This is a genomic window from Bradyrhizobium sp. STM 3566 (genome assembly GCF_045571445.1).
Classification (GTDB): domain Bacteria; phylum Pseudomonadota; class Alphaproteobacteria; order Rhizobiales; family Xanthobacteraceae; genus Bradyrhizobium; species Bradyrhizobium vignae.
Genome location: NZ_CP120692.1, coordinates 1,479,971 through 1,495,207, shown reverse-complemented (window position 1 = coordinate 1,495,207; position 15,237 = coordinate 1,479,971). Strand labels below are relative to the sequence as shown.

Annotated in this window: 8 protein-coding genes; 7 read left to right on the top strand and 1 reads right to left on the bottom strand. The window is 58.2% G+C overall.

Going from position 1 to position 15,237, the window contains the following annotated elements:
- Nucleotides 1-48 precede the first annotated feature (48 nt).
- Nucleotides 49-1,155 carry a DUF3800 domain-containing protein gene (locus P6U27_RS07090; RefSeq protein ID WP_407193773.1) on the bottom strand — a complete coding sequence of 369 codons (1,107 nt, stop codon included), beginning with the start codon at nt 1,153-1,155 and terminating at the stop codon, nt 49-51.
- Between the two features lie 402 nt (nt 1,156-1,557).
- Between P6U27_RS07090 and P6U27_RS07085 the strand changes: the two genes are divergently transcribed.
- The 7 genes from P6U27_RS07085 to P6U27_RS07055 all read left to right on the top strand — a co-directional run bounded on the left by P6U27_RS07085 (nt 1,558) and on the right by P6U27_RS07055 (nt 15,235).
- Entirely contained in the window at nt 1,558-3,462 is a 1,905-nt protein-coding gene (locus P6U27_RS07085; RefSeq protein WP_407193772.1) for an HAD hydrolase family protein, read from the top strand.
- Nucleotides 3,463-3,472: 10 nt separating this feature from the next.
- Nucleotides 3,473-4,591, top strand: coding sequence for a hypothetical protein (locus P6U27_RS07080; protein WP_407193771.1), 1,119 nt, complete (start codon nt 3,473-3,475; stop codon nt 4,589-4,591).
- Nucleotides 4,592-6,499: a hypothetical protein gene (locus P6U27_RS07075; protein WP_407193770.1), complete on the top strand. Its 1,908-nt coding sequence runs from the start codon at nt 4,592-4,594 to the stop codon at nt 6,497-6,499.
- Nucleotides 6,492-7,628, top strand: coding sequence for a hypothetical protein (locus tag P6U27_RS07070; RefSeq protein ID WP_407193769.1), 1,137 nt, complete (start codon nt 6,492-6,494; stop codon nt 7,626-7,628). Before P6U27_RS07075 ends, P6U27_RS07070 begins: the two co-directional genes overlap by 8 nt.
- The gene (locus P6U27_RS07065; RefSeq protein ID WP_407193768.1) at nt 7,625-8,710 is read left to right on the top strand and encodes a PfkB family carbohydrate kinase; all 1,086 of its coding nucleotides are present in this window, start codon (nt 7,625-7,627) and stop codon (nt 8,708-8,710) included. The genes P6U27_RS07070 and P6U27_RS07065 overlap by 4 nt, the downstream gene beginning before the upstream one ends.
- Nucleotides 8,711-9,054: 344 nt before the next feature.
- Entirely contained in the window at nt 9,055-13,308 is a 4,254-nt protein-coding gene (locus tag P6U27_RS07060) for a tetratricopeptide repeat protein (protein ID WP_407193767.1), read from the top strand.
- Nucleotides 13,295-15,235 carry a hypothetical protein gene (locus P6U27_RS07055; protein WP_407193766.1) on the top strand — a complete coding sequence of 647 codons (1,941 nt, stop codon included), beginning with the start codon at nt 13,295-13,297 and terminating at the stop codon, nt 15,233-15,235. Before P6U27_RS07060 ends, P6U27_RS07055 begins: the two co-directional genes overlap by 14 nt.
- Nucleotides 15,236-15,237 lie beyond the last annotated feature (2 nt).

The following is a 15,237-nucleotide window of genomic DNA, read 5'->3' as shown; positions in this document are numbered from 1 at the left end:
GTTCGTTGATGTTCACAGAACTCGTCCATGCTCGGACATCACATGACTTCACTGGTCAAGGAAATAGGCCGCCTTACGTTGGTCGTCCAAACTGAGAATGTAGTGGGAAAATGCGTTGTTTTCAGCGAGTGATCGCGCGAGTAACTCTTGTAGGAGGCCAAGACATCGCTGCTGCTGAGGATCAAGGGACTCACGAATGAAACACAAGTCACCGTATTCCTCGCGCTGGACCATTGAAAAGAACTTTCCAAGTAATCCAGCAATCACATCGGATATCTGCACACCGGGCTCATCATGCGATCTGGCGAACCGATGGATATCCAGGGGCTTCTCGCCGTCGACGAATGGTTGATCTCCAATGTAGTCCTGGATGAGCTGCTCAACATCGAGGACATGACGGGCATTCTTCAACAAGCAGATCCGGTTGATGAAGAACATGCCGAAACCATCGATGAGCACGTTAGACGTTTCGTCTTCGAGAAAAGGCAGGGCCTCGAGACGCTTTGCAATATCCAGCACTCCCTTGAGCATCTGAAAGTCGAACGGTTCGAGCAAATCCCGCCGGACCTCCAACCGTTCCAGGATATCCTGAATGAACGCAGTTCGGCGCTCGCGGCCGACATTGGGGTAAGAATAGCGCCAAAACAGACTGACGGTATCACGCTGATCGTAGCGGAGAATGGTGTAGAGGGCGTTCTTGAGCTGCCATTTTGCCATATAGAGGCGTTGATCTCCATGTTCGGCCAGGATCGAGTCGACGATGTCGACGATCGACCAATAGAGCGGATCGAGCGCCGAATAATGAACATAGAGCTCCTGATCAAGAAGCCACTTCAGAAAGAGTTCGAGCTTTCGTGATTTTAAGAGATCAGGAAAATCACCCTTGGCAACATGCTCGAGTTTGATCTCCTTGGCCGATGCTTGAATCCGGAGGAGTTTGCGCAAGTCGTTGAGCTCGAGATCACGCGCCTGCCCCCGATAGGCAATGCCGGCAATCACGAACGAATTCAGTTCCGCGACATTGAGACCCGAGGCGCGGACATGAAGGCGACGGATGTTGTTCGTTTCGTCGTAATAGATCGTGTAGGATTCATCCGCACGCTCGAGCCCGTAGAGCTCGATCTGGGGATCCCTGATATCGTTGACATCGATCAAGCTAGTCCTCACCGATTGTCGTGCCGTAATTAGCCGCTGCGTCGCCTTTGGCGGATCAATGCACGCCGGGATTGCGCTCGGCAATGGACGGCCAGATCGCGTCCCCCGCCGAATCGAACCCATCGGTCAGCGTACGAAACCGCTGCCGGGGACGGACGGGGGTGACATGTCGGCGGCCTAGGCGGCGCACACCCACTTTCGTTCATTTTAATGTTTATATTTCAATTACTTACCTTCGGACATCCATAGATCTAGCTACCATGCCAAGCTGTTTGTTCTTGTTCTGTTCCTGTGGTAAATTGCACGTTGCGGCTTCTCGGAGACTTCCCGCCGCCGTAGGTTGGAAGCCCCTGCGACAAGTCGTGGATTTGAATTCAACCCGCCGTGTCGGCCGAGGCGTCAGTGACTGCACGATATCTCAAAGAGTTGGCAAACCTTCACGGAGTGTATCAAGCCGCAAACCTCCTCGATCCAACCCCGTTGAAGGCCGCGATTGAGGGAGCCGCCACCCGCTCCGCCGCCATGCTCGGATCGGGCGGATCCTATTCGGTGGCCTCGTTTGGGGCCTACATCCACCAGCTCCGGACCGGTCGCCTGGCGAGTTCCTGTACGCCGCTCGATTACATGACACTCCCGCTGCGCGATGCATCGGTGATGTGTTTCACCGCCAGCGGCCGCAACAAGGATATTTGTGCAGCCTTCGACGAAGCCGCACAGAGAGAAGCCAAGCCCTTGGTCGGCCTCGTCATGCGGGAGCAGTCGCCGCTTCATGATCTTGCGGCACGGTACACATATAGCCGGGTCGTCTCAGCAACGTCTGAGCTGTTCGAGGATGGCTTTCTAGCCGTCGCCTCCTTGCTCGGTGCGTCAATTCTTCTGCTAAGAGCTTACCGGGAACTAGTCGGTGAGCACACCCCCCTTCCGGCGACGTTCAGCGAATTTATGCAGAGCCGCGTCAGCGTCTCGCTCGATGAGCTGGTCGAGCATACGCTCCCGGCGGTGACGCGCGAGACAACGAGTGTCCTGTGTTCTTCGGCCTTGCGGCCCGGGGCAGTCGATATTGAGTCACGCTTTGTCGAAGCAGCTCTCGGCAACGTGCACGTCACGGACTTGCGCAATTTTGGGCATGGCCGGCACCATTGGTTCGCAAAAAGGCCCGAGACGACGGCCATTCTGGCGCTGATCGGCGACGATCAGGAGGCCCTTGCGACCCGGACACTCGAGCTCGTTCCAGCCGAAATACCTCGGGCGCGCATCGATTTCCGGGGCCCGCGCGATGAACAGGCACTCGCAGGCTTGATTGTCAGTCTCCACCTTGCTGCGGCCGCGGGGCAGGTTCGGAAGATAGACCCGGGTAAGCCAGGCGTCCCTGAATTCGGCCGCAAACTCTATCATCTTGCGCCTGCGCGCAGACGTCAGGCGCGACGGGTGGATGTGACTGATGTTGCAGTCTGGCGAAAGGAAATGGCTGGAGGCCTGCGGACGTCCACGAAAATCGAAGAGCTACGCGAGTTTTGCAAGATTGGCATTGAGAAGATCAATCGATCCAGCTTTGCGGGGGTGGTGTTCGATTATGACGGTACGCTTTGCGAACCGGATGCGCGTTTCAAGCCGCTGTCATTGGATATCGCGAATAGCTTGAACAAGCTGCTCGGTGCTGGAGCACTTGTCGGGATCGCAACGGGACGCGGAGGCTCAGCCGCTGACCGCATTCGCGAAGCAATCGACGAGACCTACTGGTCGAACGTGATTGTCGGGTTCTATAATGGCGCGGTCGTGCAACCCCTGTCCGACGGCCCACCAAATAGCGGCGACCCGTCACCCGAGGTGCTCCGCCTCGAAAACCTGTTGCGATCGACACGCTATTTTTCAACTTGCTCATTCCGCTCGAACACAAGCCAGATTGCGATTTCGCTACCCACGCTCGAGGAGGCAACCACCTCTGTTCGCGTCGCAGCCGCAATTGTTGAGCAGTCTGGTGTGAAGGCGTCGGTTGCGTGCTCTAACCATTCGGTTGACGTCGTTCTAGAAGGTGGCGGCAAGACGGCAGTCGTGCGGGCCATTCGGGAACGCGCGCAATGCGATGCGAACGCCCCTGTGCTCCGATTGGGAGACAAGGGACGCTGGCCGGGCAATGATTGCGAGCTCCTTGACGACCCCTTCGGGTTGAGTGTCGATGAGGTCAGCGCGAGTGCCGAATCTTGCTGGGGATTGTCGCCACGTGGCTTCCTTGGCGTGCAGGCGACCCTTTACTATCTTGATCGAATCGATTGGCACGGTGGAGCGGGTTGTATCCAGCTGGAATAGGAATTAAGGGATGAGGGACGAGCTCGCAGAAGCTCTCCTGGCCAAGGTCATGGGCTGGTCGGACGAAGAAAAGGCGCGGGAACGTCCGATCCTGCAGGATTTTGCACGCTATAAATACGACGAGTACCAGCAATACGCGCCGGGCCGGCGGTTTATCGAGAGCCTTGCGCTCTGGCTGCGGCAATTCGAGACCGTGGCTGAACGCAAGGTCGCCTACGACTTCTTTCGAACCCGCCTGATCTTCATTTCCACCGCGGAAATGCGCCATCTCGTTGAGCTGGCTTTCCCTGTGATCATCCAGCCGGGTTTGATCGCAAAGGCAGCAACGGCCCTATCCGTCGACCCGCAGCGATCCAAGTTTGTGGTATCGAGCCCGGTCTATACGCAGGTCTTGCGTCAGACGCTATTCCTCGGCCTGAGCGATGGCGCGCGGACCGATGTCTTTCGCAGGTCACACCCGCAGATCAGCAACGAGCAGCTTTGGCATGCCTATGACATCTCGGATGAGAAGGCTGCCTCCATGCACAAGAAGCTGAAGAAGGCGCTGGAGCAGCAGCTGGCGCGTGAGCCGACCGAGGACGAATGCAAATTCCACACGCTCTGCCTACTCGATGATTTCACGGCGAGCGGGACATCTTATATTCGCCGCCTGGAAAACGGCCAATGGGACGGCAAGATCCCGAAAATTTTGCAAAAGCTTTGCGAGGACAACGGCGCGCTGAGTCAAATCTTCACAAAGGACAATATTGAAGTCGTTGTTTGCATCTATGTGGCCGCGCGTCAGGCAATTGATCACATAGAGGCAGACCTGAATCAATTCAATTTCCCGAAAGGGCGGGTGCGGTTAAAGGTTGTACACGCATTGCCGCCAGAGGCGCGCCTGCACTCGCCCGACGATGACAAGATCATCGCGCTTGCCAGTGCCGATCGGTATTTCGACGAGGTTGTCGATGACGAACACGCAGGCGTCGGCGGCACCACTATGAGGTTTGGCTACGCCGACTGCCGGCTGCCGCTGGTCTTGCCGCACAATGTGCCGAACAATTCGCTCTATCTTCTGTGGGGCGAGTATGAACAAACTTTCACCGGACTGTTCCCCCGGGTGAGCCGACACAAGCGGGGAGGCTGAATGCGAAATCCGTTTCGCCTCCGGGCTTCCAAGCGTTCGGTGCATGATGAGCAATTCGTGCGGCTGTTCGCGGCCGGCGCGCTGGACCTGTTGAACGATGTCGAAGATCCCTGGTCCGGTGTCGTGTTTTTGCGGAGCGCGCCGGGCGGCGGCAAGACGACGCTGCTGCGGCTTCTGACGCCCGGCCCCCTGCGGAAGGTCTTCCGCATGCAGGACGACCAGGATATTCGGCCGACGCGCGATGCCCTTTTCAAGGCCGGCGCGATCGCGGCCGACGGCCCTGCAATTTTGGGCGTCGTGATCGGCTTCACCAACGAATACCGCGACCTCGAAGAAATCGGCGAAACCGGCGCGAGAGCGACCGCTGTCTTCCGCGCGCTCGTGAATGCCCGCATCGTGCTAGCAACGCTGCGCGCAGCTCTTGAACGATCGGAAAAATCTTATCCCGACGACCTTGGGCAGATTCAAGCGGTATGGCAGCCGGTCGATGGAGCCACCCTGCCCGCCAATGCGACTGGGAGCGACTTGCACAAATGGGCATCGCAGATTGAAGAAGGCGTCTTCGATATCCTCGATGACCTGGGCGGCGAGAACAAGTCGGTCCCGCGGGCCGCCTCCGGCCTTGAAGCGCTGCACTGGCTGGCGACTGCGACTCTTACGGATGCCTCGGGGCCGATCAATCAAAAGCGTGTCTTGTTGCTCGACGATTTGCAGTTTCTCAGCGACGATCAAAGCAACTGGCTGCGTGAGAGCGTGACTAATGCCCGTTTGTCGTGCGGCATTTGGATCGCCGAGCGGCTTGAAGCGCTGCCGGCCGAGGACCTGCTTGCCGAAGGAGCGCTCGAAGACAGGGATTATGACGGCGAGATCCGACTTGAACGTCGCTGGCGTAAACGGAGCGTCGCTTACGTCAAATTTGTCGATCAAATCGCCGACCTGCGCGCGCGCGACGCCGACGGCTTTCAGGGACGTGCGTTCTTCCCAGCGCTTGCCGAGGAGCTCGATCCTGCATCATGGGATGCAGTGTTCGATGCCCAAAGCGGCGCAATTGAGAAACGGCTGGTTTTGCGGGTCGGTCATCAGCAGCGTTACCAGCAATGGATGGCGCAACGTCGGGCCATTTCCGGAAGCCCGCGCGATCGGGCCCTCGGCTGGCGTGAGCTCGAGATTCTCATTGAGCGTGATCTCGGAAAATCGCAGAAGGCATTCGATTTTGATGCGCTCACTGAGCAAGATCTTGACGACAAGGAAAATGCTGGCGTGAAGGCGGCAGCCGAGCTTTTTCTCTCACGCGAAGCGAAAGCGCCGATCTATTTCGGACGCCAGAAGCTGGCATCCCTGTCATCGTCGAACGTCGATCAATTCGTCGAGCTGGCCGGCGATCTTTTCGAAGAGCTTGCGGCCAAAACGGCCGTTCGGCGCGGCGTTGACTCGGCCTTGAGCGCCGAGCGACAACATCAGATCCTGAAGCGCGCTGCTGAACGGCGCTGGGACGGGATTCCACGGCGCGTGCCGCGTGGGTATGAAGCGCGCCGCTTTCTTGAGGCTGTTGGCGCATACTGTGAGGGCCAGACCTACCGTCCATCTGCCCCTTATCCGCCGGGTGTGACTGGCTTTGGAATTACGATGCAAGATCGTGCCCGTCTCATCGACGGCAGCCGAGACTCCGTCGCGTTCGCGGAATTGCGGACGATGCTGGCGGCGCTTGTGTCGCAGAATTTGCTTGAGCCCAATTTGGACCACAAGAACAAGGGCGAGAATCTCATCGTTTTCTATCTCAACCGGGTTCTTTGCGCCCATTTTGACCTGCCCCTAGGTTATGGCGGCTGGCGCAAGAAAAGCCTCAAGGACCTATCCGATTGGCTGGCGCGTGGGCGTTCGGCAGTGACGGAGAAGTCGCTTGTCTAAAATCAAACGAACAATGCGATGGGATCCTTATCAGCTCTACGCGGGTGGTGACTTCGACGCGTTCTGGACCAAGCATCTGGCGAGCTGCTCCCGGAAGCTTCTCTTCATTGTGGGCCGCGGATTTGACGCGCGCGCCGCGATGATCCCGCAGCGCATTCTCGGGCGCGGCAAGGTTGCAGCGCTGCATGGATGGGTCCTCCACTATCAAAATGGCCAGCCGAACAGTGCGCAGGCGCAACAGCGAATTGATGCCAATGCGGCTGCGTTCCAGCAGATCTTCGGCACCGGCCTGACCGAGATAGAGGTCCACATGCGCGGTGCTGGCAACAGCCACGCGACGTCGCGCAACACGCGGAGGGCCGTGACACGTCGCGACGAACTTGTGCAATATACAGACGTGATCGTCGATATCAGCGCGATGCCGCGAACGATCGGATTGACGGCGATCGCCCAACTCATCGCACTATTGGATGAGTTCGCGTTCAGAGACGGGCCGTCGATCAATCTCCATGTCGTCGTGGCGGAGAGTGTCGTGGCAGACAGACGCCTCACTGCGGGGAGCTTGAGTGATACTGTGACATCCCTCGCCGGTTTCTCAGGCCAACTGACTGCGGAAAGCACGATCAATCTTCCCCGTGTCTGGTTCCCCGTTCTTGGCGAAGGACAAAGCGCGCGTCTGGAACGTATTCGCGACGAGCTTGATCCGGATGAAATCTGTCCTACACTCCCCTTTCCTAGTCGCGACCCGCGACGCGGCGATCGGCTGATCGAGGAATACCGGCAGCTCCTGTTCGACGATTTTCGCGTCGAGCCCGCCAATATCCTCTACGCCTCCGAGTACAACCCGTTTGAAGCATATCGCCAAATTTTCGGTGCGATTGACCGTTACCGGGACTCGTTGAGCGACCTTGGAGGATGTAAGGTTTACGTGTCGCCGTTATCGAGCAAACTGCTGTCCGTGGGGGCCCTGCTGGCCTGCTATGATCACAAGGGTGACAGCGCCGGGCCAGACCGGGTGAATGTCGGCATTCCCTACGTCGAATCTGTTAGTTACGGCGAGCCGAGTGATGCTGTGGATCCCGGTATTGACGTGTATTCGCTCTGGATACGAGGAGATTGGGAAAAATGACACGCGTCGACCTCACACTGAAGCCAGCGCCCCGTCATCCGATTTGTGTCGGCGCCGGTTTCGTCGCGGCTGACATCGTGGAAGGTCGTACAGAAGAGTTCGTGGCGGCGGGCGGATCGTGCGGCAATGTGCTCGCGATCCTGGCTTGGCTCGGCTGGAAGAGCTATCCCGTGGCGCGCCTTGGTCGCGATTGGGCCGCCACTGTGATCCGGAAGGAATTCGAGAGCATCGGTGTAGAAGGTGACTTCCTGTCTGACGAGAAGGCCGTCCAGACTCCGATAGTCATCCAGCGGTTTGTGGAGGATAAAGCAGGCAAGCGTGTCCATCGGTTTTCACTCGCCTGTCCGGAATGCGGTGGTTGGCTGCCGCGATTCCGCGCATCCACACTGCAGCAAGCCACCGAAGTGACAGAGTCTGCCACCGCTCCAAAGGCGTTCTACATGGACCGTCTTTCCCCCGCTGCGCTGAAGCTTGCCGGGTGGGCGAAAGACAATGGCGCTCTGGTGGTCTTCGAACCATCGTCCATCGGAGACGAACGGCAGTTCCAAAAGGCCGTCGATCTTTGTCACATCTTGAAGTTTTCCCATGATCGTCTCGGCCACATGCGCGACCTACTAGAGGCGCAGCAGCCCAAGGTGATTGTGGAGACACTTGCCGAGGAGGGGCTGAGGGTTAGGTGGCGCGGACACTGGAGTGAGCTGCCTGCTTTCAAGACGCCGGCATTCGTCGATGGCGCCGGCGCAGGCGACTGGACCAGTGCGGGTCTTTTGCACCAATTGGGTACAACAGGCGCGAAGGTTTTCGAGACGCTGCAAAAGCCCCGCTTGCTGTCGGCATTGCGGTTCGGACAGGCGCTGGCCGCGGTCAATTGCGGCTATGAAGGGGCTCGGGGTGTTATGCTGGCGATGACGCGCGATCAGCTGGCCAAACGATTGACGGCGCTTGCAAGCCGAAAGACCGAAGCATCAGACAGTCATCAAGACGCGGCTAGTCATGAGAGCGACATTCCAACCCGTCTGTGCGCGACCTGCGCCTCGGATGAAAAAGGCGCGCCAAAGCCCAAGAAGGCGATGAGCGGTTAGATACCGTTCCTACCGGGACAGACATGGGGAGGACACCAGCCAGGAGATGGAGAGAAGCGCCCCACGCTGCGAGCGGACGCTATTCTGAGATCGTTGGGCGGCAGATTTGCGCCATTTGATGGGCCGAAATTTCAGACACTTTGGAGCACTTGGTTTCGGTTTTTTCACCGAGCTCATCTGTTCTGAATGCATGCCGCAGATGGCGAAGCCAAATTACTTCTGAAGGATGTGATCCCCTTGGTTATACCGCGCTAAAGCATAAACTTCCGCGTGTCTGAGTCGGCCTATAATCTTGGTCAGAGCCGCGTGCTGATTCGCGCCTCAGTATCCGATCGCTGCCCGTCATGTCCGACTCCAACAACGAACAGCTTCGCCCGCCCCCGGACTGGGACAAGTTCGAGGAGATTTGCGCGGACCTCTTTTCGCGCATTTGGGACGATCCGCTGGTCGTTCGTTACGGCACGAGGGGGCAAGCCCAAAACGGGGTTGACATATACGGCAAGAACGATGGCGCGGATTCCGGTGTGCAGTGCAAAGGCAAACGTGACTGGCCGCCGACCAAGCTGACCATTGCGGAGATCGAAGGAGAGGTCGAGAAGGCCAAGGCATTTAGGCCAACGCTCAAATCCTTCATTATCGTCACAACCGCCGAAAATGATACTCGCACGACGGATCGTGCCAATGCCATCACTGCTGAGCACGAAAAACACGGACTCTTCCGAGTAACGGTCTATGGCTGGAGGGAGCTTGTCCGACGGCTAAATGACCACCCTGACCTCCTCAAGAAGCACTTCAGCAGCTTCACGCTTCGTCGTTTGGAAGAGAGTATGCCTGACGCAGTTGCCAACCGCGTCATTGAGAGGCTAAGCGAAGCTAAGACTTCGATCAATCCGAGCGAGCGAGAACAAGCGCCGCCAACGCAGCCTAGTGCTCTAAGCGAAAGGCTGGCCGACGCGCTTGAGCGCGACTTTTCAGCGCGATACGACCGCACCCTGCAACGCTCGATGTATCCCGAACTCGACAAAAATGACGAGTTTGCGGCCCTCGCCGCCGATGTTTTGGCAGCTCCCCCCGGCTCACCCTCTCCGGGGCTTCGCCGCCAAATTCTATTGCGTGCCTCTCGTGCTGCGTCGATCAAAGGCCGAATCGAAGACGCAACGCGGCTTCTGACGGCGGGGCAGTCCTTCAGCGGCGAAACTTCTGACCTATCCGCACGCGCACGACTGGCTGCCGCACAAGGCCGACCAAATCAAGCCATTCAATTGTTGCGCGACGAGACTGACCCGGACGCGCGGGCTGTGCTTCTCAGCATCGTCATTGTAGAACGTCGCGACGACGAAGCGCTGCGTTGGTTCAATGAGAGCGGCCTTTCGCTCTCGCAATTTGCAGCACCCGCAATCCATACCTTGGCCCTGCTTTATTTGCGGAGAAGCGACTTCGACGGGGTAAACCGCGTACTAGACCAAGCTACAGCGGCACACCTGACTCAATCGCCGTACCTTTATTTCCTACGCGGCGCGATGCGTTTCGCACGACTGCTTCCTAAGCCGGAGCAAGCGACCGCCTTGAGCGGCTTACCGCTCCAAGTGCATCATGCAAGGCCGATCGTCAGCGACGCCGAGCTCTCTGCTCAGCTTGACGAGGCCATCAATGATCTACGGCAAGCCTTGCCGCTCGCCTCGAATCTTGGCCTCCGATTTGCCCCACGTGTCATCGAATCGTACATTCTCTGGTGCGAGCTCCTCCATCCGCCGCGCAAGGATACAGCCTTGGCCAAGCTGCGCCGCGATATGGCTGACCCTGCCCTAGCCGTCTCGCGGGTGCAGTATGCGCTGGCCTACGATAACGATTACTCGCCTGACAATCTGGAGACCTATCTGCAACGACGCGACTCCTTCGGCGGCCTCACGGACGAAGAGCTTCACGCGAAGTTCGCGATACTTCTGCACAAGAATGACGCCGTCGGGCTTGCAGCTCTTATCGCGGCAAAACGGCAACAGGCCGAAGCGTTGTTCGGCAAGGATGAGGTCCTCTCGCTCGAAATCCACGCACTTGCGAAGAAAGGTGATGCGACTTCGGCAGCAATTGTGCTCGAAAACAGCCTGATGGCATTTGACTCCAACCGGATTGCGATGTTGCGTGCCGAAATCGCCAAGGCCCAAGGCGCGGACCCTGTCGCCGAGCATCTGCGTCTCTATGAAGCGACCAATACGCCCGAATCCCTCCGTGCCCTCGTGGCCGCTCTGTTGGCGAAGGAAGACTATATCGGCATTGCTAAATATGCAGAGCTGCTCTTTGCTGAGACCAATGATCCGCGCGATTTGGCATTCGCGGCTAAAGCTGCCCTACATGCTGGCGATGGCGACACCTTTGTTCGCCTAGTAGAAGCCCATCCGGGTTTGCAAGATCGCGATGCCGACATGTTGCGCAGCTATGGCTGGCAACTCTTCCGTCTAGGTCGATTGCAAGAAGCAAGGGTCGTCACCGACGAAATGCAGTATCGGTACTCTGCCGCGCGCGATCTATCACTTGAATATGCGATTGCGCTCGACTCCGGCGACTGGGAAAGGCTCGCCGAACCATTGTGCGCCGCGCTCGAACCAGCGCGGGGCTTAGACGGTTTGGCCCTCATCCGAGCTGCGCACCTGTCCCAGGCGTCAGGCCAAGGCCCGCTCATGGATCTTGTTATGGCGGCAGTTGCCAAAGGCGAACACGATCCGCACGTGCTACTCGGTGCGTACCATCTCTTCATTGAGGAAGGGCTTGAGGAGCAGCGACCGGAGGCTGGCGAGTGGTTTCGCAAGGCATTGGCATTGTCCGGGCCGGACGGCCCCGTCCAATCTTTCGAGTTGAAAGACTTATTGTCACAGCAGATCCAATGGAATGAACACTCCGCCAACATAAGTCAAAACTTGATGCGGGGCGATCTCCCATTGGTCATCGCGGGGCCTGGACTTCGTACCAGCGTCGTTGACATCATCCTACGAAGTCTCGTCCACAACACCACTGCCGATGGTCGTAGGCGAACGGCTATCCCGCTCTTCACAGGTCGCCGCCTGCCGCAGTCAGTCGGCGCTCCCGCTTCCATCGCGCTCGACATCACCGCGCTTCTCGTTCTGGGATGGCTCGGGCTCTTGCCGAAGGTGCTGGACACTTTCCCCAAGGTCATTCTCCCGGCGGGCGTGTTGATCGAGCTTTTTGAGGGCCGCAAGCGCATCCGCCAGAGCCAGAAGACCCGTTTGCAGAAGGCCGTCGAGGTACGAGAAGCCATCGCCAACGGGCGGATTAGGGTATTGCGTACGCCTAGCCTCGCGCGCGACCCAGTTTCCTCTGAAATTGGCGTTGAGTTGGCTGCGTTACTGCGCGAGGCTCAGTCCGCGAATGGCATCGTTATCCGCCCCGCTCCAGTAAACAAACTCGGGCTCGAGGAGCGAGCTGAAGCAAACATGAGTACTTACGCTGCCTGTCTGTGCGACATGCATGGGCTGCTGAAGATGCTTGCCGAACTCAACGTCGTCGATGAGGAAGCTGAAAGTTCGGCCAAGCGCTACTTCGACCTTCAAGATCGCGCATGGCCTCAGGCTGCCGTACCCGATCCCGCCCGCCCGGTATTTCTAGATGGCCTCGCGCTCGCCTATCTTCAGCACACCAAACTCCTTCAGACCTTCCTCCGAACATTTCCGACTGTCTACATTCACGTATCAACCCAGGATGAAGCTAATGTCCTGATTGAGTACGACCAAAATGTCGGCGAAGTGCTCCGGATAATTGACGATATCCGCAATGCGGTCCGTCAGGCGCACAGCGGGGGCCGCGTTGTCTTTGGCCCTCGCCGATCCGACTCAGACAACGAGGGCGACGGACCTCAATCGACGTTTAACCTGCTAAGCAACCTCTCTGGTGCAGAAATTGCAGTCTTCGACGATAGGGCGCTCAACAAGGAGCCTTTCGTCGCTGACTCAACGGGTCAGCGTGCCCGCATATGCAGTACGCTCGATCTGCTTGAAGAGTTTACCCAGCTAGGGCTGCTTACCGAGGACCAATACCGGCATCTGCGTTATCGCCTTCGATCGGCAGGCGCACTTCTTATTCCCGTCAACGCTGATGAAATCGTTGCGGCCGCGATGCGCAACCGGCAAAATGAGGCACCGGAGTTTCGCGCTATCCGCGACGCGCTCGAGCTTGCGCGGTTGGCCGAAACGCCGCAGTTCCCCGCTGAGATGCCTTGGCTGCTTAGCTATGTCCACGCGGTCAAAACGGCAATCGCGCGGATTTGGAAAAACGAACCCAGCGAAGACCGTGCCCGTATACTGGCGTCCCAAGCTCTTGGTCTCGACCCTGCTCCAGAGAACTGGGTCGGACGCTGGAACGGACGGCCACCTCCAAATTGGGTCGCCGCCGTCCGCCGCGCGCTGATTGGGGGGCTAGCCTTGCCCGTCGAGATTACAGATCGCTCGAAGATAGATGCATATCAAGCGTGGCTTGAAGGCACCGTGATGCGGGACATACGCAAGCTTTCCCCTGATATGTATGAGCAGGTTGTCAACTACCTGCGAGAGTTCATCCTTACTCCGTGGAGCCACGATGGCACGGATTGATCCCAACGACATACCGCCAGCGGAGCTTGCGCGCTATCGGACGACGTTTGCACTACGCCGCCTGTCGACCGATGTGCAGAGCGCCGTACTTTCGGATGGCATCATTGCGGCGCGAATGGACATCAATTTATCGCATCCCGTTCGCCTTCCTGAAGACATCACCGTTGATCGCACGGTGCTCTTTGCCGCGTTTCAGTGTGCTGCCGATGGCGAACCAATCCCGGATATCTTCGATATCGGCGGTGTAAAGCGCGACATCGATCTTGAGATCGTAGGCGATGCTGCGGTTCTGACCTACGGTACGCACCGGGTCTCCTTCCCGCAAGCGATACTTCTCTCCGCCAATCCCAGCCGCCGTGGAGAGGCCGCCGCACAACTCGCTCGTCGTTTCACACTCTCGATGCAGTCCCGGGAGCAATTCGAGCGCATCGTCGCGAGGACTCCATACACGCACGACGATTTCTTTGATGCCTGCAACATCCTGTTGAGTGCGCCAGAGCCATTCGCCGATGCTCTAAAGGATGCTGCTAAAATAGGGACGCTGGCGATTTCGAACTTTCTACCCGATCATGATGCTTATTGGGAAAACATCACCGCCAGGCGGCTTGCATCGGAGACGATGGCTGAGTTCGCGACGAATGAGTTGGCAGCTGAGCGTGCGGCAATCATTAGGCTTGATCCCGTTGTAGCCGTTGACGTCATGTCCTTGACGTTTAGCGCGTACGAGCTTGTGCCTCTTGATGCCCTGCGCGCAATCGATTCGGACCGGCTTCTGCAATCCCTTCGCAGGCTGCTAAGCGTGCCCGATCCTCATGCATTAGCGGCCGCCCTCGATGTCTGCGCAGATCGCTCTTCTGAGGATACCCGTTTCGTCGAATTGGGTGATGATATTCTCGATCAGCTTCTCGGCGATCCCAAGCGCCTGCACGGAGAACTTGCGACCTATGCTACCGCCTACATCATCGCAGCGACGCACCTCGCCAAGCACGAAAGGCTGCGGCGAGAGCCTGTGTACTGGAGGCGGCTCGCCGCGGCCGCGCATGCCGCGCTCGTTACCCGCGTGTTGGGTTCGGCAGCAGACGACGACGAACATCCCCTTTTTGACTGGGCGATGAGACTTACCGGAAAGACGTTTTACTTCTCCGTTCTGAATGACGCGCATGTGGAGCCTCGTTGGCGGCCTGATTGGATCACCGCCAACTTCCTGGCCGCCGATATCTACGGTCGTTTGCGTCATGTCCTACAGCGGCTCGCCGATGCTTCGCCCCCGGGCTGGCGCAAGAAGATTGATGATGCTCAAGGCTCGATCAATCAAGACGTGCCACCTTATACGCATGCTTTTCCTTCTTTCCTGCAAGGTGGCCGCGCAAAGCCAACAGAGATGCCACCGCCCGACACACCAGTCGGCGAAATGTTCACGAGATTTGCAGCGACGCCAACCGTAGAAAAGTTCCTTACCTTTCTCCAGTTCGCCTACGCATTTGGATTTCCGCCTGCAGCTCGGCAGCCCGCTCTATCCGCCATCCAAGCCCTTCGGGCGGAGATCGCTGCCACAAACCCCATACTCGTTCAAGGAGCACTGCAACTCGGCGCTTACATTGCGGCAGGAAATCGCGATGTCGAACTGGCCGACGCGGTCGCGACGGTAGCGCTTGAAGGCCTCGTTAGCACGCTCGACACGGACCGCTTGATGACGATAGCGGCCGTCTTGCTCGAATGCGCAGCCGCGTCGGACAACCGGGCCGAGGCGCTTGCGACGCTGGCCCGCCGTCTGGAAAGCATGGCGTTCATGGCTCCAGCGGCAACCTTGCCTGACGGCGTCGATATTTTGCGTATTTTACAGTCTATTAACGAAGAGCTAGCTCCGCTGCTGGCGCGCGCCGTCGCGACGGCAAAGCTTGGTGCACCTCGTATCACTGCCGCCTAATC